Genomic DNA, 22,021 nt, shown 5'->3' with positions numbered 1-22,021 from the left:
CATGAGTACAAAAATGGAGAAAGAGGAGCTGCTTGAACTTGTTGTCGGTTATAAGAAAAGTTCCGCTGTGATTGCCGCTTATGAAACGGGAATTTTTGAATGCCTTCGTGGAAAAACGATTTCCCTTCAGGAACTTGGGGAGAAGAAGGGAATGGATACAACGCATCTTTCCGTGTTTCTTTTATATCTCAGCAGTATGAATTTAGTGGCGAAAGAGGCAGGGAAATGGAAGTTGACGGGGGAGATGGAATCCGTGTACGAACAGCTATGTGCCTTAGAAGGAGTGATTCGACATGAAAAGAATATATTCCAGAGATGGATGTATCCGGAACGTGTCATACAGTCTTTAAATTCTGGCACCGGAAATAGAGATTTTGACAGATTAGGATTTTCTCCGGAAGAGATTGCATTGTATGACCGCACCATGTATGGCAGTTCTTTAAAAATGCTGGCAGTCTATATTTTCCGAAAGATAAGGCAGTGTAAGAATCCGTCTATTCTTGAATACGGAAGAAGTGGCGACGCACTGTTGAAGGCAATAAAAAAAACAGGATACCGTTTTTGCGGTTATTACATGGAGGATAAATGGATTTCCAGCCAGAATGCCAGAATGGGAGATGGTGGTTTTCAAAGGTTGGAGGAAAGTGATGGACAGAAGTTTGATTTCATCTTTTTATATAATACCATTCACTATTTTAATGAAGAAGTATTGAGAGACCGAATCCGTACACTGGAAGGAGTTTTAACTGAAGATGGAAGAATTTTTATTATAGATTTGTTTTTTCAGAAGGGAGACGCATTTTTGTCAAATGTTTTGCTGGACTGGCTGACCCACGGTGGAGTCTATTCCCTGACAAAGGGAGAATTGGAAGAAAAATGGAAAATGTATGGTTCCCTGCAGCTTATTCAATCAGAGGATATCAAAGAAATTAATAGTTCTATTCTGATGATGGGAAGAACATGAGGAACTATATTGCTTTATGAGCAGAAATGAGGTGTAAGATGCATCAGGAAATCGTAGATTTTTTTGGTATATGTAAAAGGGTCCGGTATGGATTTCCACCCAATAGTTGCAAGAAAGCTTTGGTGCTGGCGCCCCATTCTGATGATGAAGCAATAGGATGTGCGGGCACAATATTTCAATTGCGAAGTCTGGGGTATGAAGTTGTTATTCTTCTTTTTACACTGCCGGATGATGAGCTGGAGGATGGAGACGGTTCTACGGGACGCCTGCAGGAATTTTTTAGATGTCTGTCCCACTATGGAAACTGTAAAGGAATGTATTTTCATTATCCTGACGGAGATTTAATGGACCATTTTGAACAGGCGAAAAAGGAATTAAGGAAAGTCATTGAAATGGAGGAACCGGGAATCATTTTTACACCGTATATTATGGATTCCCATTCGGACCACAGGTGTGTCAGTCTGCTACTGGCGTCCGTCCTTTCAGACCGGGATATTCTGGTAGCAATGTATGAGGTGTGGATACCCATTCTGTATCCTAATTACTATATTGATATTTCACAGTTTTGGGAGCAGAAGCAGTCTGCGTTAATATGTTATCCTTCCCAGCTGGAACAGTATGCCATATTGGAAAAAGCAAAGGAGTTAAACCGGTTAAGGGCAGCGCTTTCCATGAGGAGAAAGGTAAGATACATAGAGGCATTTAAAGGAATGAAGGCGCAGGAATTTATCAGGCTGGTAAAGGTGCTACAGGCAGAGGAGATTATTTAGCACAGAAAGGATAAGGAACATTGAAAGTTGTTTGTTTTGATTTTGATGGAGTTGTTATACATTCATCTGAAGTTCAGCGTTATGCCTTCTCTGAAAGTTATTATCAGGTAATGGGAGAGGTGGCAGGGGAAGAAAAGATACAGGAATTTTTCAGTAACAGCGGAGATTCCCTTCCGAATATTTTTCGCAAGATGGGTATTCCTCTGGAAATTGTTGATATATACAGGAAGGTGAGCATAGAGGGGCGGAGTAAAATAAAACTTCATCAGGGTATGAAAGAATTATTATCGGATTTAAAGGAGCAAAACATTTCATGCGCATTGTGTACGGGCAAAGACCGTGAGCGGACGATTATGATTCTCAAGGATTTAAAAATATATAGATGTTTTGATGAAATCGTCTGTTCCGATGATGTAGAAAATCCTAAACCTCATCCCCAGAGCCTAAAGGTACTGATGGAAAAATTCCAGGTGGCAAAAGAAGAGATGCTGATGGTGGGGGATGCCGTAAATGATATAAAATGTGCAAAAAACGCCGGGGTTGTTTCTGTTGGCGTTACATGGGGAGATGTGCCGAGGAAAATGCTGTTACAGGCACATCCGGATTTTATGGCAGATAATATTGAAGAACTGCGGTCTGCAATTACATACAATATGAGAAAAAAGTTAATTTTTAACGATTTTGTGGTGGCAGAGGATATATGTAATATGAAATGCGAATACTGCTTAACACAGACCAGCCACTTTGAAAAGGAACATGAAATGACATGTGAAGAAAAACGAAAGCTGAGTAGTTACAATTACTGCGAGCAGCCAGAATTTCAAGAAAGAATGGATGACATTCAGGAGAATCTGTTGCGGGAAATGGATATCGCAGTTTTAAAAATTAGCGGCGGCGAAATTATGATGTTACCAAAAATTGAGGAATATATTCTCTTGCAGGCAAAAAAATACCGAAAAGTACAGGTTTTAACAAACGGGGTTTTGTTAAAAAAAGAACAGCTGGCACGTTTTAAGGAGGCAAAAAATATCTGTCTGCAAATTTCACTGGACCATCATACGATGGAAGGGAACAGTTACCGTACAAAGGATGACAGGATATTAAAGCGTATTCTGGAAAATCTGGAGCTAGCGTATGAAGCTGGTCTGCCGGTAGAAGTCAACTGTGTGCTGACAGACAGGAATACAAAAGTATTATCTGGTTTTCTGGATTACTTACTCAGATATGAAAAGGGAGTTGTCGTATATCCGTTTCCGGTTCGTGGTGCACAGAAGAGCCAGTATTATATGCGGGAAGAACAGATAGAGGAAATCCAGAAAATTGTTGACGAATATGAACGGTATGAGAATATCCTGGCACCGAAAACATATATGGAACATCTGTTGGATTTCCTGAAAACCGGACAGCGGAAAGGCAGATGTTATCTTCCGTATCTGGCCATGGGAGTATTTGAAGATGGAACGGTAACCCCCTGTCCAAATTATTGGTTTAACAGTCTGGGATGCGTCTTAGAGGAACCGCAGAAGGTGGTGGCAAAAGCCGGGACAGATTTTATCTATCAGGTACTGTGTGGAAAAAGGAATCAGAGAGAAGAATGCAGAGCCTGTTTTACACCATGGGAAGCAGTGAATTTGTACATAGATGGTGCAATAACCTATGAGGAATTGGCAAAAACGCCTTCTTACAGTTTTCAGGGAGCAGAAGAATACATTGCTGACATGAAGCAGCTAATTATGCAGAGAGGGTAAAAAGTAGTAACAATATAAAAATCAGAAACAACAATAGGAGGATAAAATTATGGGCAATCAAAATTTGGAAGTAAAAGAGGTATGCGAGGAGTTGAAGGAAATTATTATTGATAGTTTGGAATTGACAAAGGCAAAGGAGGAGATAGACGGAAGCGACTTGATGAACGAGTTGAATATCAATTCTATTGATGCATTAGAAATTCTAGTAAGAATCGAAAATACATACGACATTATAATTCCGGATGAGGATCTGAGTGCGAAATTATTTGAATCTTTAGAGGGACTTGCTAACTATGTTATTGGAAGGTGCAAGGCATGATAGGAGAAAATGTAAGTGGAAAGGTTGCATTGATAACTGGAAGTACAAAAGGAATTGGTCTGGTAACTGCCCTTGCCCTGCATCGAAGCGGACATGTGGTTATTCTTAATTCCCGCCGGCCCAGAGAGGATCTTTCCCCTGTGCTTCAAAAGTATATTGGTGCGGCGGAAAATATCGATTACATTCCGGGAGACGTAAACAGCACGGAGGATATTCAAAAGATATTCCAAAGTATAAAAGAAACTTATGGCAGGTTGGATGTATTGGTAAATAATGTCGGATATTCGGAGAGAAAGTCATTTCTGCGGCTTGGTGAACAGGAAGTGGACGAGGTACTTCGAGGAAATTTGACGACGGCAATCCTGTGTAGCAAACAGGCCGTGCGCAGCATGATGACGCAGAAATCGGGGAGGATTATCCAGATTTCTTCTACGGCGGGTCTGCATGGAATGCCTTTTGAAGCGCATTACTCAGCGGCAAAAGCGGGGCTGATTGGTCTTGCGAGAAGTATCGCCAAAGAATACGGCACAAAGGGAATAACCTGTAATGTTGTGGCGCCAGGGGCAATCAATAAGAAGGAATTATTGCATCAAAACGTTCCGGAAAAGGAGTTTCTTGAGAAAATTCCTTTGAGAAGAAAGGGAAAAATGGAAGAGGTAGCAGCGCTCATAAACTTTCTGGCATCTGAAAAGGCGGCTTACATTACGGGGCAGGTGATTCAGGTGGACGGAGGACTGTATCTGTAGATTGGACAAAAAGAAAATATAGGTTGCGATAGGCATTATGTTTTTCAAAAATTTAAAAAAACAAGTTGAAAATCATCCAGACAAAACAGCGGTGCAGGATTCGGAGAGGGAATTGACATATCGCCAGTTGTGGGATGAGCTTTCTGAAAAAAGAGAGATTGCATGTTCTCGTGGAATAGACAAAGATTCAAAAATTTTGCTACAAATGAATAATAGCTGCGACTGGATAACAAATGTGCTGGCATTTATGGCAGTTGGGGCAAAAACGGTAATGATTTCTCCGGACAGTACAGATGCGCAGATTCAATATTTGGATTCGGAACTTCATTTCGATGAAATACTTACAGAAGACAACTGTGCCTCGTTTTTTGCCCACAATGAACCAGCTTCGTTGAATAGGGAGTTTGAGTTGCCGGATAGCCGGACGGAAGTTGTGTATCATGTTACTTCCGGTTCCACAGGGGAAGTAAAGATATGTATACGCACATTGGCACAGTTTCAGGCGGAGGGGCAGATGTATCAGGAACGACTGGGGCTGGATGAACAGGATGTGGTGGTATGTCCATTGCCGTTGTATCACTCTTTTGCCTTCGGGGCGGCATTCATAAGCAGTCTGCGCTGCGGGGCGGCGCTGGTATTGTTGAAACGATTTACACCAAGAAATTATTTACAAACAATCATTCAGAAAAAGGCGACCGTATCGTTTATTGTGCCTGTTATGGCAAGGATGCTGACAAAATGTAAGCTGGATACAAATACTGGAATAGAGTGCCTGCGTTACCTTGTAGTCGGTGCCGGCGTCATAAATGAAGAGTTGTTTTCAGATTTTCAAAATCGTTTTGGTATTGTGCTGTCAGCCAATTATGGCAGTTCAGAAACCGGAGGAATTATTACAAGAGTGGATGCGGAAAGCTTTCCGTCTATTGGCCTGCCGATGGACGGGGTGGTGGTGGAAATTCGGGGAGAAACCGGCGAGAAATTGAAGCCCGGAACAGAGGGGGAGATATGGGTCAAAGCAAAATCCATGATGAACCGCTATTATCATAAAAAAGAGGTCTATGATGAGAGAGGATATTTCTTTACCGGTGATTTGGCCAGAGTTGATAATAAAGGAAATGTTTATATTACGGGCAGGGTGAAGAATATCATAAATATTGGCGGGAAAAAAGTAAATGCAGTTTACGTGGAAAATATTCTGAAAACACATCCTGCTATTCAGGATGCGGTTGTTATAGGAAAGAAACGTTTGGATGGAGAGGAATGTCTGGTATCGGTCATTACGGTGTGTGAGGAAATAGAAGTAAAGGATATCTATCAATTTTTGCAGGACAAAATAGAACAATATATGATACCCACCGTTATCAGAATCTTGGACAAGATTCCCAAAAATAATATGGGAAAAGTACAATATGAAGAGGTGATGAAATGTATGTATTAGGTTTAGGTGGTTCTAACCACGGATTTTCAGCATGTCTGTTAAAGGATGGACATCTGGAAAGTATGATAGCGGACGAAAGAATTACGAGGAAAAAATATGGAGTAGGTTTGGGGATGCGCCTTGCTCAGGGATTTTCCAGAAATTATTGTCTGGATATGGAAGGGATTTGTCTGGAGGAGGTTGACAAAATAGTAGGAAATGACCTGCTCGTACCGACCATGTATTTTCGTCTGCAGGATAAAATACAGTTGATTAATCACCATCTGGCACATGCGTACAGTGCGTATTATCCGTCTGGGATGGATGAATGTGCCATTATAGTTATGGACGGCGTGGGAAGTAAGCGCAAGGCCGGGGAAGAATATGAGTATGAGTCCATGACGTTGTATTATGCCAAAAACGGAAAATTTGATGTGATAAAAAAACAGTATGGCTATAATCTGCCAGGGACGGACTATGTTGAAAATTCCCTTGGAATATTTTATGCCATGATTACGGATATAATTGGTTTTGGTGAACATGAAGAGGGAAAGACAATGGGACTTGCGCCCTATGGTGATAAGGAGTTTTATGAAAAAATCCGGAAATATATACGATATGACAACCATGCAAATATCGAATTTAACAGCTCGGATATTCAGGAAATGTTACAGCTAAAGGAAGATGTGCAGGCAATCAAAAATCAGGAAGAAAAGGAGCGCATTTGTCAGAAGATTGCCTGGGCAGGACAGCAGATTCTTGAAGAAATCTATGTGGATATTGCAAGGTATCTGCAGGAGGAAACACAGTGCAAAAACTTGTGTATTGCTGGCGGGGTCGCGTTAAACAGTGTGGCAAACTATAAAATACATAAAAAAGGTTTCTATGATAATATCTTTATTACACCTGCATCGGGGGATGACGGTACCGCTATAGGTGCAGCATATTATGGATATTATCATTAGAATGAGAACAGGGAGGTGAAACTATGATCGGTGCAGAGTTTAATCCCTATCTTGGGCGGGAATACAGCAGGGAGGAAGTTTGGGAAGCTATTCAAAAATATGAGATTGCCAGTTGCGTTGAAATGGAAGACTATGTTGCCCAGGCTGCAAAATTGATATCGGAAGGTAAGATTATCGGATGGTTTCAAGGCGGTGCAGAAATTGGTCCCAGAGCCTTGGGGCATCGGAGTATACTTGCAGATCCACGAAGAAAAGAAATGAAAGACCTTATTAATAGCCGGGTTAAATTCCGGGAGGCATTTCGACCCTTTGCGCCATCTGTATTGTGGGAGCATCAGACAGAGTATTTTGCATTGGATGTACCAAATCCATATATGTTGATGGCATGCGACATTCATAAGGATAAGTGGGGCGTCATACCGTCCGTTACACATGTGGATGGAACGGGAAGGGTACAGACTGTTATGAAAGAATTGGCGCCACAGTTTCACAGCCTGATAGAAGAATTTTATAAAATCACCAATGTTCCGGTGGTCTTAAATACCTCGTTTAATATTAAGGGAGAGCCGATTGTAGAAACTCCGGAAGATGCTGTCGAATGTTTTTTGAATACTGGAATAGATTGTCTGGTGATTTCTAAGTTTATTTTGAGCAAAGAGCAGGGAGAATTGGATACATAATAAGGAGAAGTGATGAGATGGCAAAGGTTTTTGTTCTGGGTGTAGATGGGGGAAGTTTTCAACTAATCAATTCTTTTGTTGAACAGGGTTATCTGCCGGTGTTTCAGAAGATGATTGAAGGTGGTGCGTACGGGCGGTTTGTATCCACGGTGCCGCCGCACACAGCACCGGGATGGACTTCCATTATGACCGGGGTTCATACCGGCACACATGGCGTGTACCAGTTTTGGAAAACAAATGGGGAAGACTATATTGGGGGATTTCAGGGGTCAGAGGACTGGAGGAGCCCGTCATTGTGGGAAATTCTAAATGCATACAATTTAAAGACGGCGGTTGTCAATGTTCCGATGACACATCCGCCAAAGAAACTGAATGGATTTATGATTTCATGGCCTCTTTCTAAAACATTAAATTACAGTTATCCGAGAACTTTGTTAAAGGAAGTTATGGATGCGGGGTGCCGTTGGTATCCGGATCTTTATCTAATGTATACCGGTCAGCAGGATTATCTTCAGAAGGCTCTGGATATTACCAGGGACAGGGTTAAGACGCTTCAATACTTCATACAAAACAAAGAGTGGGATTTATGCATGGCAGTGTTTCCTGAAGTTGACAGAATCAGCCATTTTTACTGGAATTATATGGATGCAGGCAGTCCGTATTATAAAGAGGATGCATCCTTGAAATATGCCATTCTGGATATTTACAGGGAAGTGGATAGAGCTATGGGGAAAATCGTGGAGCTGCTTCCGAAAGACACCTTGTTTGTATCCATGTCCGATCATGGATTTCGCAGAGGGACAATCAACTTTAATATAGATTCCTTTCTGGTGGAAAAGGGATATATGGTATTAAACAAGACGGATGCCGTGGTTCAGGAGCAGCAGAGCGGGTATGAAAATAATTTTAACTGGTTTATGACGCAGGATCATGGTCAAGGTTATGAAGTGGACTGGGGCAGGACAAAGTTTTATATTGCTGCACCAGGTTCATATGGAGTGAATTTTAACCTTCTGGGAAGGCAGAGGGAGGGCGTTGTCCGTGAGAATGAAAAGGAAAAATTATTTCATCAGTTGAAAAAAGATTTGCTGGCACTGCGGCACCCCCATAAGGATATACCGCTTTTTGTGGATGTTGTGCTGGGGGAGGAAATATATAAGGGAAAAGCTTCAGAATATGCACCGGATATCATGTTAATTCCATATGATTATGGTGTTATGGTGGACCATCATTTAAAACCGGGTGAAATTTTTTCAGAGCCGGAACAAAAGGGCATGCACTGCCGGGATGGCTATATATTATTTTATGGAGAAGGGATATCGAAAGGAAAGAGAATAGAGTACAGCGAAGTGACAGATTTTCTTCCGACGCTTCTTGTATATCTTGGCATAGATATTCCGGAATACATAGAGGGAAAAGAAATTGATGTTATAGAGACAGAATACAGGAAAAACATTGTGATGCGCCATAGGATAGATGTGGCAAAAGAACCGAAATCCGCCCAGAGAAGTGAGTCTTATTCTGAAGAGGAGAGAGCCGAAATTGAACAACGTTTAAAGGGAATGGGATACTTATGAGAAGACAAAAGAACCATTTCATCATGAAAGAAGTAAAGGAGAGGATGTGGGGACGATACGATGAAAGCCAGTGTTGTAATTCCGACATATAACAAGATTGGAAGACTGAAATTAGTTGTTGAATCACTAAAATATCAGACGGCATCGACAGAGGATTTTGAGGTTGTTTTTGTCGATGATGGCTCTGACGATGGAACGGTGCGTTATTTAGAGAAAGAAAGTTTTCCGTTTCACTGCAATGTGGTCGTGCAGAATCATATGGGCCGTGCGCATACTAGAAATACTGGGGTTAAAAATGCGAAACATGACATAATCATTTTTACGGATGATGATTTGATTCTGCAGAGGGATTTTGTAAAAGCGCATATAGAAAAGCATAGGGAGAGAGAACAGATTGTACATGGCACGGTTTATAACCTGCCCCGCACAAAGTTTTTTAAGGATCCGATAAAAGGAACTTTTATGGACGGATTGGAAATTCGTGACAGTGTGAAGAAACATCTTGCAGAGGAAAGGATTCTTCCGGCTATGCTTGGGACGGAGGAAGACTTTGACAGATATATTGTCAAAAAAAGCAAGATTGCGGCTTTGGAGGATATGATTAAGACCGTGCTGCGGGAATATCCGGGTAAAATGGATTGGATTGCTTTTGTGGGAGGAAATGTATCTGTCACCAAGGCAGTATTTGAAGAGGTGCAGGGATTTGATGAAAATTTTGGTCTGCGGTGGGGATGCGAGGATGTGGAATTAGGGTATCGAATGATGAAAAGAGGGATTCCCTTCTGTTATTGTGAGGAAGCTGCAAACCATCACATCACACATTACCGCGCCGGTTTTTCCGGGGAGCATGCGCTGAATACAGAATATTTTTACAAAAAATACCATGATAGTGTGATTTTGGATTTTCATAAGTTTATTTCGGGAGAGATAACAAAAGAAGAGTTTATCGATACGCTGCACGAGCTCAATGATGCCGTTGAGCTGGCATGATGGCTGTCAGTGAGGGGAGAGTGGATATGGGAAAAAGAGTCAATATTGGAATCATCGGCGGAGGATGGATTGCGGAACATGCACATATTCCGATTCTGATGCAAAAAGAGAATGTAAACGTTGCAGCTGTATTTGATGAGAATACAGAGCGGCTGCACAAGCTGTGTGATAAATTTTCAATTCCAGGAGCCTGTCATACCATAAATGATTTTTTGAGATGCGGTCTGGATGGGGCGATTATTTCCACACCCAATTACACGCATTATACCTATACGATGAAAATGCTGGATGAAGGCATTGGAGTTTTATGCGAGAAACCTGTTGCTTTAAACACAGCGGAAGTTCAGGACATTATTCAGAAGGCAGGGCGCAGTGGGGTCGTTTATATTCCAGGATTTGTCAACCGATGGAGACAGGAGATGCAGATGGCATACAGGGAAGTGGAGCGAGGGACAATAGGGAATGTTGAGAAGATCGAGGCAGGATGGTTGCGAAAATCGGGCGTGCCTCGTCCGGGTACATGGTTTACGTTGAAAAAATATGCTGGAGGAGGCGTGTTGGTGGATTTGGGGTCACATGTTCTTGACTTATGTCTGATGTTTCTCGGAAACAGTAAGCCGGTGAAGTATCAGTTGACCACGTCTCCCTGCAGGAAAGAGGAGTTGAATCAAACAGGAGGAGCCAGTTGGTTTGCAAGAAAAGAAAGTGCCGGACTGGATATTGATGTAGAAAAAAGCGCCATTATAGATGTGGTCTGTGAGAATGAAATTCAGATTAAAGCCAATTTGAGCTGGAAAGCTCCGGTAGAAGCAGATTGTACATATTTTAAGATGTGTGGTTCGAGAGGAAAGCTAGATATTCGTACATTATTTGGATTTAGTCAGGAGCGCCTTTGGCAGGAGGATTCGCTGATAATCGAGAGCAGCGGGGAGAAAAAGATACTGCATCTGGATCCTGAAAACAGTACATGGAAGGCTTTCGACGAGATGCTTTCTCATTTTGCGGACGCTCTGGCAGGAAGGGAAACGGACATCGTTACGCCGAAGGACGCTTTAAAGGTCGTAAGTCTGACCGAATGTTTATATGCGCACGAAAGCGTAAATCCTGATGAGGTTTATACAAAGTTGCGGGAGGACATATAATTGGAGAAATTTTATGTGGGCATTGATCTGGGCGGTACTTCTGTACGGATAGCCTCCTGCGATGGACACAGTCAGGATATATCGCAGATTTGCAAAAAAGACGTCGTTAGAAGGGAAAGTCCGGTAGAGGAAATAGAGGAGACTCTCATTCCGCTTATTGACGATATCTGTGAGAGGAAAAAGCATGAAGGAAAGCGGATAGATGGCATTGGGATAGCTATGGCGGCATTGTTTGAACGGGACACAGGCGTTATTACCAACTGGCCGAATAATTCAAAATACAAGAATTTTGCGATAAGGCAGTATTTTCAAAATCGATATGGCGTTCCTGTGGTTCTGGAGGATGACGCAAATGCCGCGGCATTGGGAGAGCAGTTTTGCGGAGCCGGGAGGACGTATTCTGATTTGATTTATGTGACAGTCGGGACGGGGATTGGAAGCGGAATCATTATAAATAATACCTTGGTTACGGGAGTCCATGGGTGGGCGGGAGAACTGGGGCATATCCGGGTGGTGGGAGAAAACGCACAATGTACCTGTGGGGCAAAGGGATGTCTTCAGGCGCTTGCCTGCGGACCGGTCATATTCAGAGAGGTACAGAAAACGAATTTCTATAAACAGTGTGAAAAGCCGTCGGAACTTACGCTGCAAAAATGTGTGGCTTATGCCAGACAGGGGAATGAGGAGCTGAGACAAATATTTTGCAGAGCCGGAAATTATATTGGCGGGGCGCTTGCAAATCTGGTAATACTGCTGGATATTCCGCTAATTATTGTCGGGGGCGGTGTTGCCCAGGCGGGAGAAATCCTGTTAGGTCCAATACGGGATGCGGCGGCACGGAGCCTAGGAAACAGACGGGACATTTGCATTGTCCCCTCGAATCTCAACGATAAGAACGGCGTTATTGGAGCGCTTGTCTTGGCAGAAAAACGGGCATATATCGGAAAGGGGAGAAGTTCTTATGATGTCGGAAAAGAAGAAAGAGAATATTGCAATTATTAACGGACCGAATATCAATATCCTGGGAATTAGGGAGCCGGATGTGTACGGCAGGAGCAGCTGGGATGAGATGGAAGGTAAACTAAATAAGCTGGGAGAAAAGCTGGGAGTTTGTCTCTTTTTTTACCAATCCAACTACGAGGGAGGGATTGTAGATTATATTCAGGAACACCTTGACATTCTAGATGGTGTTGTCATCAATCCCGCAGCGTTTACGAAAACAGGGTATTCTATTTTGGATGTGCTGATCGCCTGCGGCGCTCCCTTTGTTGAAGTTCATCTGTCTAATATTTTTGAAAGGGGAGGCTGGCATGCAGAGACAATCTTTGCACCCTATGCCGTGGGACATATCAATGGATTTCAGGGAAATGTATATACGCTTGGTCTGCAGGCATTGTGCGACCATATCAGAGAAAAAAAGAAATGAAAAGGAGAGGATGAAAAGATGGAAGAGTTGGCTGCGAATGGAGGAAGACCATTTAAACAGGATTCATTTCCTGCCTGGCCGGTTTATGATGAAAAGGAGCTTGACAATCTGGCGGATGTAGTACGGAGCGGAAATTGGTGGAGAGTTACCGGGACAAAGGTTGCGGAGTTTGAAAAGAAATTTGCACAGTTTCAGGGCAGCCGGTTTTGCCTGGGTGTGACAAACGGGACCAATGCGCTTGAGTTAGCACTATCCGTCCTTGGCATCACGGAGGGAGACGAGGTTATTGTACCTGGTATGACCTTTATTTCAACGGGACTTGCCGTAGTAAATTGCAATGCTACACCGGTGCTGGTGGATATTGATGCAGAAACGTTATGTATGATTCCGGAAGAATTTGAAAAAGCTATTACGCCAAAGACAAAGGCGGTGATACCAGTTCATATGGCGGGACATGGCTGTGATATGAAAAGAATATGTGAAATTGCAAAGAAAAACCATATTGCCGTAATTGAAGACGCTGCTCATGGGCATGGCGGAGAATGGGAAAATAAGAGGCTTGGTTCCTTTGGTGATTTTGCAATTTTCAGCTTTCAAAACGGAAAGTTAATGACTTGCGGGGAGGGCGGCGCATTAGTTTTTCATAACAGGGAGGATTATGAGAAAGCGTACCTCATTCAGGATGTCGGCAGACCCAGGGGGGACACGGTTTACCGCCATGTAATACGCGGAGCAAATTATAGAATGAATGAATTTCAGGCCGCTGTTTTATTAGCGCAGATGGAAAGAGTAGATGCCTACAATCAGCTGCGGGATAAAAATGCCCGTATACTGGACAAGCTTATGGAACATATACCGGGCATACAGCCGCAGGGTAGAAGTGCGCAGGCAAATAAAATTACACACTATATGTATATGTTCTACTATGACAGCGAACAGTTCGGGGGGCTTTCCAGGGAGAAGTTCGTAGAATACCTGAATGCAGAGGGAATACCATGTTGCGTTTGTTTTCCGGTATTATCTGACACGGAGTTTTTTGAAGAGAATGATTTTAACGGCAAGAGATTGGATTATAAGAAGGAAACGGAAGCGCCAATGCCAAATTCCTGTCTTGCGGCACAGCGTGTTGTCTGGTTGCATCATCGGACGCTGGAAGGCAGTGAAAAGGATTTAGAGGATATTGCTGGAGCTATTCTAAAAATACAAAGAGCCTGTAAATAGGTTTTTCAGGCACCACATATTTAAAATCAGAGTAAAGGGGGAAAACGTTTTGACGGAAAAAGTAAGAGGCATACCAAGCTGGCCAATTTCGGATGAAAAGGAGGAAATGGCGATGAAAGAAGTCCTTGATTCCGGAAGTTGGTGGCGCAATGGAGGAATACAGACAAAAGAATTTGAAAAAGAGTTTGCGGCGTATCAGGGAGCGGCATATGGCATAACCGCTGCCAACGGAACCCAGGCGTTGGAGATTGCGCTTAAGGCATTGGGTATAGGGAGCGGGGATGAGGTAATTGTTCCGGATTTTACATTCTTTTCCACGGTATCTTGTGTCCTGGAGGTTGGCGCAGTTCCTGTTCTCGTCGATGTTAGGCCGGATACATTTTGCATGGATGTTTGCGAGGTGGAAAAAGCGGTAACGCCGAAAACCAGGGCCATTATACCGGTACATATGGCGGGTAATATTGCAGACATGGACAGGATAAACAGTATCGCCGGAAAATATGGGTTGTCCGTTGTGGAAGATGCGGCGCATGCCCATGGAGCCTGTTGGGGAGAACGAGGAGCAGGTACTCTTGGAGATGTTGGAATCTTTAGTTTTCAGAATGCCAAACTGATGTCTGCAGGAGAAGGCGGTGCAATTATCAGTGACGACAAGGAGCTGATAGATAAAGCGTTTTTAGAGCTCAACTGCGGCAGGGCGGAGAACGATACAACTTATCAGCATGTGCGGGTCGGTACGAACGCAAGACTGTCAGAAATGCAGGGAGCAATTTTACGGGTGCAGTTGTCAAGGCTTCGCGAACAGACGTTGCTGCGGGAGAAAAATTACGTATATCTGGAAAAACGCCTGAAAACGATATCCGGAATTACATTGCAAAAAATTGATGAGAGAACAACAACAGATTCTCATTATATGGTTATGTTTTACTATGATGAAAAAGCGTTTGGCGGTGTTTGCAGGGATGAATTCGTTGCCTATCTGAGAGGGGCGGGGATTCCCTGTAATCGTTCCTTTGAGGCGATTCATAATCTCCCGGTATTGCAGACGCTACCAAAGGAGCAATGGAAAATCCAGGGAGAATGTCAGGTGTCTGAGAAAATCAGCAGGGAAGTTGTATGTTTAAACCATAATGTTCTTTTGGGAAACATAGATACCATGGATGACATAGTGGAAGTTATTTGCAGATTCCAAGTTCGGGTATGCGGGGAATAGGTTGCAGAGGGTTCGTGGGCGTAGTGATTCTGCGACAGCAAAGAATGCGGAATGGAGTTTGGTATGAATAAGTTAAATGTGAATACAGAAAATGGGATATATCCGGTGATTATTTCGGATACATTTTCCGCTCTGTTAGAATGTTTGAGAGGGGAGGATGTGAAGTGTGTTATTATCACGGATGAAAACGTGGGAGAGTTATATCTGGAGACGTTTTTGGCATCTCTGGAAAAAAAATATTCCAAAATCTACTCATATGTTATTCCGGCAGGAGAAAGCAATAAGTCGGTAGAGCAAACCGAAAAGATATATCGGTTCCTTATAGAACACAATATTGAGAGGAAAGATTTGATTTTTGCGTTAGGGGGCGGTGTGATTGGAGATTTGGTAGGGTTTGTGGCGGCGACATACCTTCGTGGAATACGTTATATACAGGTTCCGACGACATTGCTGTCTCAGGCAGACAGCAGCGTAGGGGGAAAGACAGCAGTAAACTTTTTGCATGTCAAAAATATGATTGGAGCGTTTTATCAACCGATTGGAGTGCTGATAAATTACAACGTTTTAAAAACCCTTCCTATTAGGGAAGTGAGAAATGGCCTGGTGGAGGTGCTGGTTCACGCTATTATAAAAGACGCTGGTTTATTTGCGTATATAGAGGAAAATCTGGATAAGATTATGGGACTTGAGCCGGATGTTTTGGAAAATTTAATTTATCAGAACTGCAAAATCAAGGCTTCCGTGGTGGAGCAGGATGAAAGGGATAACGGGGAACGCGCAATTTTAAATTTCGGACATACCTATGGACATGCTATTGAGAGCGCTTACCAGTATAAGTACCGACATGGAGAATGCGTGGCAATCGGCATAATAGGTGCCTGCTGTCTGGCAGAGCGGATGCATTTGTTTAAGAGGGCTGAAACCTTGCGGATAAGAAGGCTGTTAGGGCGTATGCAGGTACTGCATACCATTCATGATTGTGACACGGCAGAGATATTAAAGTATATCAAATATGATAAAAAGGGGAAGGGAAACGTTTTCTGTTTTATACTTCCAGACAAAATAGGAAATGTAAAAAAATATGAAATACATGATAGGGGAATGATTGCAGAGATTCTGGATGTATTGAAGGGAGAGGAATGGGACACATCAATAGAAATCTGAGAGGAGGGTATAAATAATACAAATGTTTATAACAGGGTGGCTGTTGCTAGATGGATTGTAATTAAATGGAGGTGGCGTATGATAAATCTTACACACAGTTGTTTGTTGTCGAATAATGTTGAAAAAATGCGGCAGTTTTATGCGGATTTATTAGGATTTAAACCGCAGGTTGATAATCAGGGATATGCGGAGTTTCAGATGGACGGCAGGTCCGTGCTCTCTATCTTTGATATATCGGTGCATAATGGAATGGCTCTGGAACCGGCAAAAGTGTCGGGGAGCCAGAATATCATTTTGGAATTTGAGGTAAGCGGGATTGAAGTGGAATATAGGCGGGTAGAGGAAATGGGTGTTAAAATTGTCAAGCCGCTAACAACGCAGGCATGGGGAAATACGTCGTTCTGGTTTCGGGATCCGGATGGAAATTTGCTGAATTTTTACTGCAAGGAAAATAGTGATAAAAAGGAAAGTTTAAGCTGCTGTGGGACGGATTGTTCTACCTGCGATTGTTTTTCAGATATTTGCGAGGGGTGTAACCAGTCCGAGGGAAAGGTTTTTCATTCTCCAGAGGGATGTCCGATATATAGCTGCGCAAAGAAAGACAATGCATATAAAAACTGTGGGGAATGCGCAAAGGCACCATGCTCGATCTGGTACGATACTAGAGACCCGAAATTTTCAGATGAGGAATTTGAAGAAAATATTGCAGGGCGTATAGATGCGTTGAACAAATAAATAGAGAGTTTTTTTTGAAGGTCGATGGAAAAAGTAACAAAAAGTAATATCACGTAAATGAATAGCCTCTCGGATTGTCGATGAGAAGGCTATTATGTGAATTTTGACAATGAAATATTGTGAGATTTTGGAACAAAGATCAAAAAAGGGCGTACTTGTCCTGGGGAAAATATGCTTTTTTTAAAAAAATATGGGGACAATTAGTCCGTATTTGCAATTCGTGAAAACGTAAAAATGGTGTTGACACGAGTTGGCATTTTCCATGCATCTAGATGTTGTAGCATCATGATGGCATAGAGGCGGCAGTACCACATCTTAGAAGAGCGGTGTCTGCCGCTTTCTAGTTTATAATCTATCTTTTCCCGTTTGTTTGATCTTTCAACGGAGGTTCGTTTGTCGTACTCTGTTATCCACTGTGTACTATCCCTTGGTGGTATGTTGAATAATCTTGGATTATTCTTTTGCTGAAGATGGACTGTTCTTCCATATTTGGAGTCAGAACAGGGATTAGGACATTTACATCCATTTTTACGATCAGCAAGAGGACAGCAGTATTTTTCGCGGTGTTTGAATTTTTCGACACCATCATGATGCATACGTAAGCCCATTTTACACACAGGAACACCATCTTCATCGATTGTAAAGTCGTCTTTGTATGTGTAATGTCCTGAGTGGTCGGGATTCAGGTCGATAAAAGGCGTGATATCATTGGCTTTACAGTAATCATACAGAGGGTAGGAATCATGAGCGGCGTCCAGTATCAATTTTTCTCTATGAAATTCAGGCAGATAAGATTTCATAGAGAAAAAGGTATGTAAAAAGGACAACATATCATGTCTGGAAGCATGCTCAAGCATAGGGAAGACAGGGAAATCGTTTTCAGATTCAGCAGCAACAAACATGTAGAGGTGATAACCAAAGAAATACTTATCTCTGGAAGAGTCCCAGCCCCAGCTGCAGTTGGGTTGAGAAAACTTGCGCCTGCAGCTGCAATCAGACACCGGAGCGCATCCGCAGATTCGTTTTGAACGTTCTAAGCGTGCAGTTTCAACCGGAGAGCCGTCACCGACAAGGGAAAGATGCCGAGGATCGATAAGCCCTTTTTTGACAGAGTTGTCAAGGAACTGTTCTTTATACAGACGAAAGACCAGACAAAAAGGATTTGTGTTAGGTAAGGAAAATCGTTCGAAAAGAGGAAGCAGTTTTGAAGCAGCGCTGTTTGTATTACAGGGTGTCTTATCACCATGTTTTTTCCTTTCTTGGGTTTTTGTATTTTGTGTTTGATCTGATCAAGGCAATTATTTTTATCAGACTGCCACAGCCGGTTGAAAAAATCATAAAAAGTTCCAATACCGGGCGTATCCTCAACGTGGAAACCGCTGAGGATTGCATACAAAGGGGTGATACGAAGAAGTTCGCACCATTTAGTAATGGAAGAAATCTTTAAAGAGATGGATAACAGATAAGACCGAAGCATGCAGGAAGGAAATCTTGACGCAGGTTTCCCGGACAAAGGATAAAAGGGAGCCATGATTGTGTCAGTTTCAGAAAGATCAAGATACCAGAATTTTACAATAGTATCCCAGGTACTTTTAGGAACCTCAAAAGGATCGGGATAGAGTTTGAGAAATTTAGAAACAAAAGTATTTTGATAGGCGGTATGACCGCCGATGTTAACAGGTAACATAAAATCGCCTCCAATCAAAAAATGTATGCCGGCAGTGCCGGAACAAAAAGCACTTTTTTAATTAAGAGGCGCGAAGCGCCGCATTTTTTGATTGAATTGTCAAGTGTTTTTGGCAAAAAAGAGGGGGATTTTTAAGAAATATGGATTTGAAAGTCGCATGAAATAGGGGCTTAAGAATCCGAGAGGCTATTGAATACAAAGGGAGGAAAAATAATGAATATGTTGATGATACGTGCGTACTATGGAATTAATATTCACAGTGACAGTCAGGGGGAGCTGGGTTCTACGGTTTATAATGGAAACGTAAATCCGGACCTGGTATTTATTATGGCAGCTACAATAGCGGATCAGGCCGAAAATGTTAATGTAGATATTATTGATGGGATAGCGCAGGAAACCTTTGCGGATGATATGTTAGATGAATTGGCACAGCAGGGTAAGGAGTATGATTATATCTTTCTCAAGGCTTCGGCCCCGATGGTAAGATTAGATATTGAGCTAGCTGTGAGGCTAAAGGAAATTTTTCCGAATGCAAGGCTATGTTTTGCAGGACATATTGCTAAATTGTTGAAAATATGGTTATCCAGCAATATAAGGCAAATCGATGAGATTATTGATATCCCATTAGACTTTTACTTATATAAAATGCTGAATAACACGGATGTCGTTGATATTAACAAATTCCCTTGTCCAGATTACGGATTGTTTCCCGTGCAGTCATATGTGGAGCAGGATTGTCTGAGACTTGCGCTGCAGGCCAGTAGGGGATGTAATATGGGATGCCGGTATTGTCCATATAGTGCCTTTTATAACAATACCATTCTGTTTTATGATGTGGAAAAGGTAATAGAGGATATAAAAGTAATGAAAGAAATGAATCCAGATGTACTGTTGTTCCGGGATCAGTTTTTTACGGCGGACAAAGAGCGGGTGAAGTATTTATGTAAAAGAATGATAGAAGAAAAACTGGATATCCATTGGACCTGTGAAACTAGACTGGAATTTCTTGACGAAGAGTTGATGGATTTGATGATTCAGGCGGGAATGACAATGATATGTTTTGGAGTGGAATCCGGGGACGATGCGATTCTGGAATCATATAACCGGAACAAGGCAGATTATGATGCAATTGCATCAAAAGTAAAATTTTTGGAAAGGAGAGGCGTTTTGACGCTAGCATTTTACATAATCGGATTTCCGAAGGATACCTGGGAATCAGCGGAAATGACTTTAAATCTTGCGCTGAAAATAGGAAGTACTATTGCTCAGTTTTCGCCTTATGAACCGTGTGTTACAGACACAGAGAAGGAGCTGGAACCGGATGATTTCTATATGTACAGAAACACTATGATAAACCATGAGAATTACTCCCTGGATTCGGATGAAATCACATACTTAGTAGATGCTTTTTCTACTATTTACAATTTCCTGCATGGAGAGCTTGGGAATAATTATCATAATGAAGCAAAACGAAAGAAAGAGCATTTAGAGATGATAGAAAATTTAATGTCGTATGGTAATGATATGGAGGCGGTATGCCAAGCAGCAAAAAATTATATGCGAAAATAAAATAGTTGGGGGGGACAGATGAAATTTGTACAACGGGATTTTAGAAATATGGTACTTCGAAGTTATTTGTGAATGAGATATCAGAAAGATTCTTGTATACTTTAAATAGGATGACCCTGTTAAAAAGTTTTGCGGGAACTCGGTGTATGAACAGGTGGGATGAAGAAAGTTGGTACATGATACCATTAGACAAAGAAGGTTCACCATCATAGTTAAATAGAGGATTTATAGCCTTTATAAAGCAAAAAAACGGATGCTTTATGAAGCATACCCTTATTTAGCTATTCGGTACGAGATACGATGACTGTTCTGCACTTTTGGTTTTGTTTAATGAGGTAATTGTTTAAGGAAAGACCTGAAAAATCAATGATTTAGGTCTTGACACTATAGGAAGGAGCAAAATGCAAAAGATTGTTTTAATCATACCGTACTTCGGGAAATTCAACAGCTACTATAATTTGTGGCTGAAATCCTGTGAATGTAACGAGACGGTAAATTGGCTGATTTTTACAGACCAGAAGGGAAAGATTTTTAGCAAAAATAATATTAGGGTTGTTGAAACTTCCTTTTCTGCGTTTAGAGAGATTTTTCAATCCCATTTTGATTTTAAAATTTCACTTGATATGCCCTATAAGCTGTGTGATTTTAAGCCAGCGTACGGGGAGATACTGCAAAACTATATTGGGGAATACGATTTTTGGGGATATTGCGATATGGATATGATATTCGGGGATATTCGTAAGTTTATAACGGACGACATTTTAGATTCCTTTGATAAAGTGCTAAAACATGGACATTTCACGTTGATAAGAAATACCAGAGCTGCAAACGCATTTTATAAAATGGAGGTACCTGGAAAACATAACTATAAAGAAGTTTTTTCTTCTCCTAAAAACTACGCTTTTGATGAGTGGGGAGGTGTTTCCTCATTTTTGGAGCTATGCGGTGTAAAACAGTATTATGCAATGATATACGCAGATGTAAATTTTTGTTATGACTTCTTTCAGATTCTTCATGTGGATATCGGATATACTCCACAGGTCTTTATCTGGAATCAGGGGATGTTGTTCCGGAAGTATTATTTAGAGGGAGAAGTCCGGGAGCAGGAGTTTATGTATATTCATTTACAAAAGAGAAATATGAAAGTGGAATTTTCCCTATCCGACAAGGTACATTACTTTTTAATCGGTCCGCACCGTTTTTATATAGAACCCTATGAACAATATAAGGAGGATGATTTGACAAGAATAAATCCGTTCAGAATGTATCACAAAAAATGGCTTTACGATACATTTCTGTATAATATAAAAAATCGAATACGAGGAAGAAAATAGTCTCGTGGTATGATTTCCTAAAGTAAATCCGTCATATTGTTTGATTATAAAAAATTAGAGGTTCAATCTAAATTGAACAATCAGTGGCATTTATCCGGGACTGTGCAAAGGGGGAAAATGTAGATAATGGCATCTTTACGCAAGACGATTCTGTCATTCGGAAACATGTTACGGATACAGTATTGAAATAGCACTATATAAGTTTAAGCTTAGAGATATATTATAAGCATTTGTAACACCAGTAAAATCAGGTACTGTAGCCATTTTTGGTTTCGCAGCGATATATGCTATATTTCGGTTTTTGATGAATTGATCTCCTTTGTCTGCTTGATGATGCTCCGCATTGTCGATTTT

21 protein-coding genes are annotated in these 22,021 nt (G+C 41.7%); 19 read left to right on the top strand and 2 right to left on the bottom strand.

Going from position 1 to position 22,021, the window contains the following annotated elements; genetic code table 11:
- The first annotated feature begins 1 nt into the window (after position 1).
- From ACSAJE_RS05075 to ACSAJE_RS04995, 17 genes are all read left to right on the top strand, one after another.
- Positions 2 to 964 carry a methyltransferase family protein gene (locus ACSAJE_RS05075; protein ID WP_458009858.1) on the top strand — a complete coding sequence of 321 codons (963 nt, stop codon included), beginning with the start codon at positions 2 to 4 and terminating at the stop codon, positions 962 to 964.
- 38 nt (positions 965 to 1,002) lie between these two features.
- Entirely contained in the window at positions 1,003 to 1,734 is a 732-nt protein-coding gene (locus tag ACSAJE_RS05070; RefSeq protein WP_458009857.1) for a PIG-L deacetylase family protein, read from the top strand.
- A 20-nt stretch (positions 1,735 to 1,754) separates the two neighbouring features.
- Entirely contained in the window at positions 1,755 to 3,482 is a 1,728-nt protein-coding gene (locus tag ACSAJE_RS05065) for an HAD-IA family hydrolase (protein WP_458009856.1), read from the top strand.
- A gap of 49 nt (positions 3,483 to 3,531) precedes the next feature.
- Positions 3,532 to 3,801, top strand: a complete 270-nt coding sequence (locus ACSAJE_RS05060; RefSeq protein WP_458009855.1) for an acyl carrier protein — start codon at positions 3,532 to 3,534, stop codon at positions 3,799 to 3,801.
- On the top strand, positions 3,798 to 4,547 hold the full coding sequence (locus tag ACSAJE_RS05055; RefSeq protein ID WP_458009854.1) for an SDR family NAD(P)-dependent oxidoreductase: 750 nt from the start codon (positions 3,798 to 3,800) through the stop codon (positions 4,545 to 4,547). The genes ACSAJE_RS05060 and ACSAJE_RS05055 overlap by 4 nt, the downstream gene beginning before the upstream one ends.
- A 37-nt stretch (positions 4,548 to 4,584) precedes the next feature.
- On the top strand, positions 4,585 to 5,985 hold the full coding sequence (locus ACSAJE_RS05050; protein ID WP_458009853.1) for a class I adenylate-forming enzyme family protein: 1,401 nt from the start codon (positions 4,585 to 4,587) through the stop codon (positions 5,983 to 5,985).
- The gene (locus tag ACSAJE_RS05045) at positions 5,973 to 6,929 is read left to right on the top strand and encodes a carbamoyltransferase N-terminal domain-containing protein (RefSeq protein ID WP_458009852.1); all 957 of its coding nucleotides are present in this window, start codon (positions 5,973 to 5,975) and stop codon (positions 6,927 to 6,929) included. Before ACSAJE_RS05050 ends, ACSAJE_RS05045 begins: the two co-directional genes overlap by 13 nt.
- 23 nt (positions 6,930 to 6,952) lie before the next feature.
- A complete protein-coding gene (locus tag ACSAJE_RS05040; protein ID WP_458009851.1) occupies positions 6,953 to 7,609 on the top strand; it encodes a carbamoyltransferase C-terminal domain-containing protein in 657 nt (218 codons plus the stop codon).
- Positions 7,610 to 7,626: 17 nt separating this feature from the next.
- Positions 7,627 to 9,186 carry an alkaline phosphatase family protein gene (locus ACSAJE_RS05035; protein WP_458009850.1) on the top strand — a complete coding sequence of 520 codons (1,560 nt, stop codon included), beginning with the start codon at positions 7,627 to 7,629 and terminating at the stop codon, positions 9,184 to 9,186.
- A 60-nt stretch (positions 9,187 to 9,246) separates the two neighbouring features.
- Positions 9,247 to 10,176 (top strand): glycosyltransferase family 2 protein, encoded by a 930-nt coding sequence (locus ACSAJE_RS05030; protein WP_458009849.1) that lies wholly within the window; start codon positions 9,247 to 9,249, stop codon positions 10,174 to 10,176.
- Positions 10,177 to 10,202: 26 nt separating this feature from the next.
- Positions 10,203 to 11,318 (top strand): Gfo/Idh/MocA family protein, encoded by a 1,116-nt coding sequence (locus ACSAJE_RS05025; protein ID WP_458009848.1) that lies wholly within the window; start codon positions 10,203 to 10,205, stop codon positions 11,316 to 11,318.
- Positions 11,319 to 12,320 carry an ROK family protein gene (locus tag ACSAJE_RS05020; RefSeq protein WP_458009847.1) on the top strand — a complete coding sequence of 334 codons (1,002 nt, stop codon included), beginning with the start codon at positions 11,319 to 11,321 and terminating at the stop codon, positions 12,318 to 12,320.
- Positions 12,280 to 12,744 carry a type II 3-dehydroquinate dehydratase gene (locus ACSAJE_RS05015; protein ID WP_458009846.1) on the top strand — a complete coding sequence of 155 codons (465 nt, stop codon included), beginning with the start codon at positions 12,280 to 12,282 and terminating at the stop codon, positions 12,742 to 12,744. Before ACSAJE_RS05020 ends, ACSAJE_RS05015 begins: the two co-directional genes overlap by 41 nt.
- 18 nt (positions 12,745 to 12,762) lie before the next feature.
- A complete protein-coding gene (locus ACSAJE_RS05010; RefSeq protein WP_458009845.1) occupies positions 12,763 to 13,965 on the top strand; it encodes a DegT/DnrJ/EryC1/StrS family aminotransferase in 1,203 nt (400 codons plus the stop codon).
- A 49-nt stretch (positions 13,966 to 14,014) separates the two neighbouring features.
- Complete coding sequence (locus ACSAJE_RS05005) at positions 14,015 to 15,178, top strand: DegT/DnrJ/EryC1/StrS family aminotransferase (protein ID WP_458009844.1); 1,164 nt, start codon at positions 14,015 to 14,017, stop codon at positions 15,176 to 15,178.
- 63 nt (positions 15,179 to 15,241) lie between these two features.
- Positions 15,242 to 16,342 carry a 3-dehydroquinate synthase gene (aroB, locus tag ACSAJE_RS05000; protein WP_458009843.1) on the top strand — a complete coding sequence of 367 codons (1,101 nt, stop codon included), beginning with the start codon at positions 15,242 to 15,244 and terminating at the stop codon, positions 16,340 to 16,342.
- A gap of 78 nt (positions 16,343 to 16,420) precedes the next feature.
- Positions 16,421 to 17,077: a VOC family protein gene (locus ACSAJE_RS04995; RefSeq protein WP_458009842.1), complete on the top strand. Its 657-nt coding sequence runs from the start codon at positions 16,421 to 16,423 to the stop codon at positions 17,075 to 17,077.
- 200 nt (positions 17,078 to 17,277) lie between these two features.
- Here the strand turns inward: ACSAJE_RS04995 and ACSAJE_RS04990 are convergent, their stop codons facing one another.
- On the bottom strand, positions 17,278 to 18,078 hold the full coding sequence (locus ACSAJE_RS04990; protein WP_458009841.1) for a hypothetical protein: 801 nt from the start codon (positions 18,076 to 18,078) through the stop codon (positions 17,278 to 17,280).
- A 32-nt stretch (positions 18,079 to 18,110) separates the two neighbouring features.
- Positions 18,111 to 18,764, bottom strand: coding sequence for a hypothetical protein (locus ACSAJE_RS04985; RefSeq protein ID WP_458009840.1), 654 nt, complete (start codon positions 18,762 to 18,764; stop codon positions 18,111 to 18,113).
- 213 nt (positions 18,765 to 18,977) lie between these two features.
- On the opposite strand from ACSAJE_RS04985, the gene ACSAJE_RS04980 reads away from it, so the two are divergent.
- Together ACSAJE_RS04980 and ACSAJE_RS04975 are read left to right on the top strand one after the other, a co-directional pair.
- Entirely contained in the window at positions 18,978 to 20,333 is a 1,356-nt protein-coding gene (locus ACSAJE_RS04980) for a B12-binding domain-containing radical SAM protein (RefSeq protein ID WP_458009839.1), read from the top strand.
- 401 nt (positions 20,334 to 20,734) lie between these two features.
- Entirely contained in the window at positions 20,735 to 21,667 is a 933-nt protein-coding gene (locus ACSAJE_RS04975; RefSeq protein ID WP_458009838.1) for a DUF6625 family protein, read from the top strand.
- The last annotated feature ends 354 nt before the right edge of the window (positions 21,668 to 22,021 follow it).

It is taken from the genome of Jutongia sp. SJQ-6 (assembly GCF_054161275.1).
The sequence above is the reverse complement of the archived record's forward strand: the minus strand, read 5'-3'. Positions and strand labels throughout refer to the sequence as shown.

Coding starts and splice junctions, on each gene's coding strand:
- ACSAJE_RS05050 (WP_458009853.1), top strand. CDS start 4,585: ATGTTTTTCAAAAATTTAAAAAAACAAGTTGAAAATCATCCAGACAAA.
- ACSAJE_RS04985 (WP_458009840.1), bottom strand. CDS start 18,764: ATGTTACCTGTTAACATCGGCGGTCATACCGCCTATCAAAATACTTTT.
- ACSAJE_RS05035 (WP_458009850.1), top strand. CDS start 7,627: ATGGCAAAGGTTTTTGTTCTGGGTGTAGATGGGGGAAGTTTTCAACTA.
- ACSAJE_RS05010 (WP_458009845.1), top strand. CDS start 12,763: ATGGAAGAGTTGGCTGCGAATGGAGGAAGACCATTTAAACAGGATTCA.
- ACSAJE_RS05075 (WP_458009858.1), top strand. CDS start 2: ATGAGTACAAAAATGGAGAAAGAGGAGCTGCTTGAACTTGTTGTCGGT.
- ACSAJE_RS05030 (WP_458009849.1), top strand. CDS start 9,247: ATGAAAGCCAGTGTTGTAATTCCGACATATAACAAGATTGGAAGACTG.
- ACSAJE_RS05060 (WP_458009855.1), top strand. CDS start 3,532: ATGGGCAATCAAAATTTGGAAGTAAAAGAGGTATGCGAGGAGTTGAAG.
- ACSAJE_RS05025 (WP_458009848.1), top strand. CDS start 10,203: ATGGGAAAAAGAGTCAATATTGGAATCATCGGCGGAGGATGGATTGCG.
- ACSAJE_RS05055 (WP_458009854.1), top strand. CDS start 3,798: ATGATAGGAGAAAATGTAAGTGGAAAGGTTGCATTGATAACTGGAAGT.
- ACSAJE_RS05070 (WP_458009857.1), top strand. CDS start 1,003: ATGCATCAGGAAATCGTAGATTTTTTTGGTATATGTAAAAGGGTCCGG.
- ACSAJE_RS04980 (WP_458009839.1), top strand. CDS start 18,978: ATGAATATGTTGATGATACGTGCGTACTATGGAATTAATATTCACAGT.
- ACSAJE_RS05015 (WP_458009846.1), top strand. CDS start 12,280: ATGATGTCGGAAAAGAAGAAAGAGAATATTGCAATTATTAACGGACCG.
- ACSAJE_RS05040 (WP_458009851.1), top strand. CDS start 6,953: ATGATCGGTGCAGAGTTTAATCCCTATCTTGGGCGGGAATACAGCAGG.
- aroB (WP_458009843.1), top strand. CDS start 15,242: ATGAATAAGTTAAATGTGAATACAGAAAATGGGATATATCCGGTGATT.
- ACSAJE_RS05045 (WP_458009852.1), top strand. CDS start 5,973: ATGTATGTATTAGGTTTAGGTGGTTCTAACCACGGATTTTCAGCATGT.
- ACSAJE_RS04995 (WP_458009842.1), top strand. CDS start 16,421: ATGATAAATCTTACACACAGTTGTTTGTTGTCGAATAATGTTGAAAAA.
- ACSAJE_RS04975 (WP_458009838.1), top strand. CDS start 20,735: ATGCAAAAGATTGTTTTAATCATACCGTACTTCGGGAAATTCAACAGC.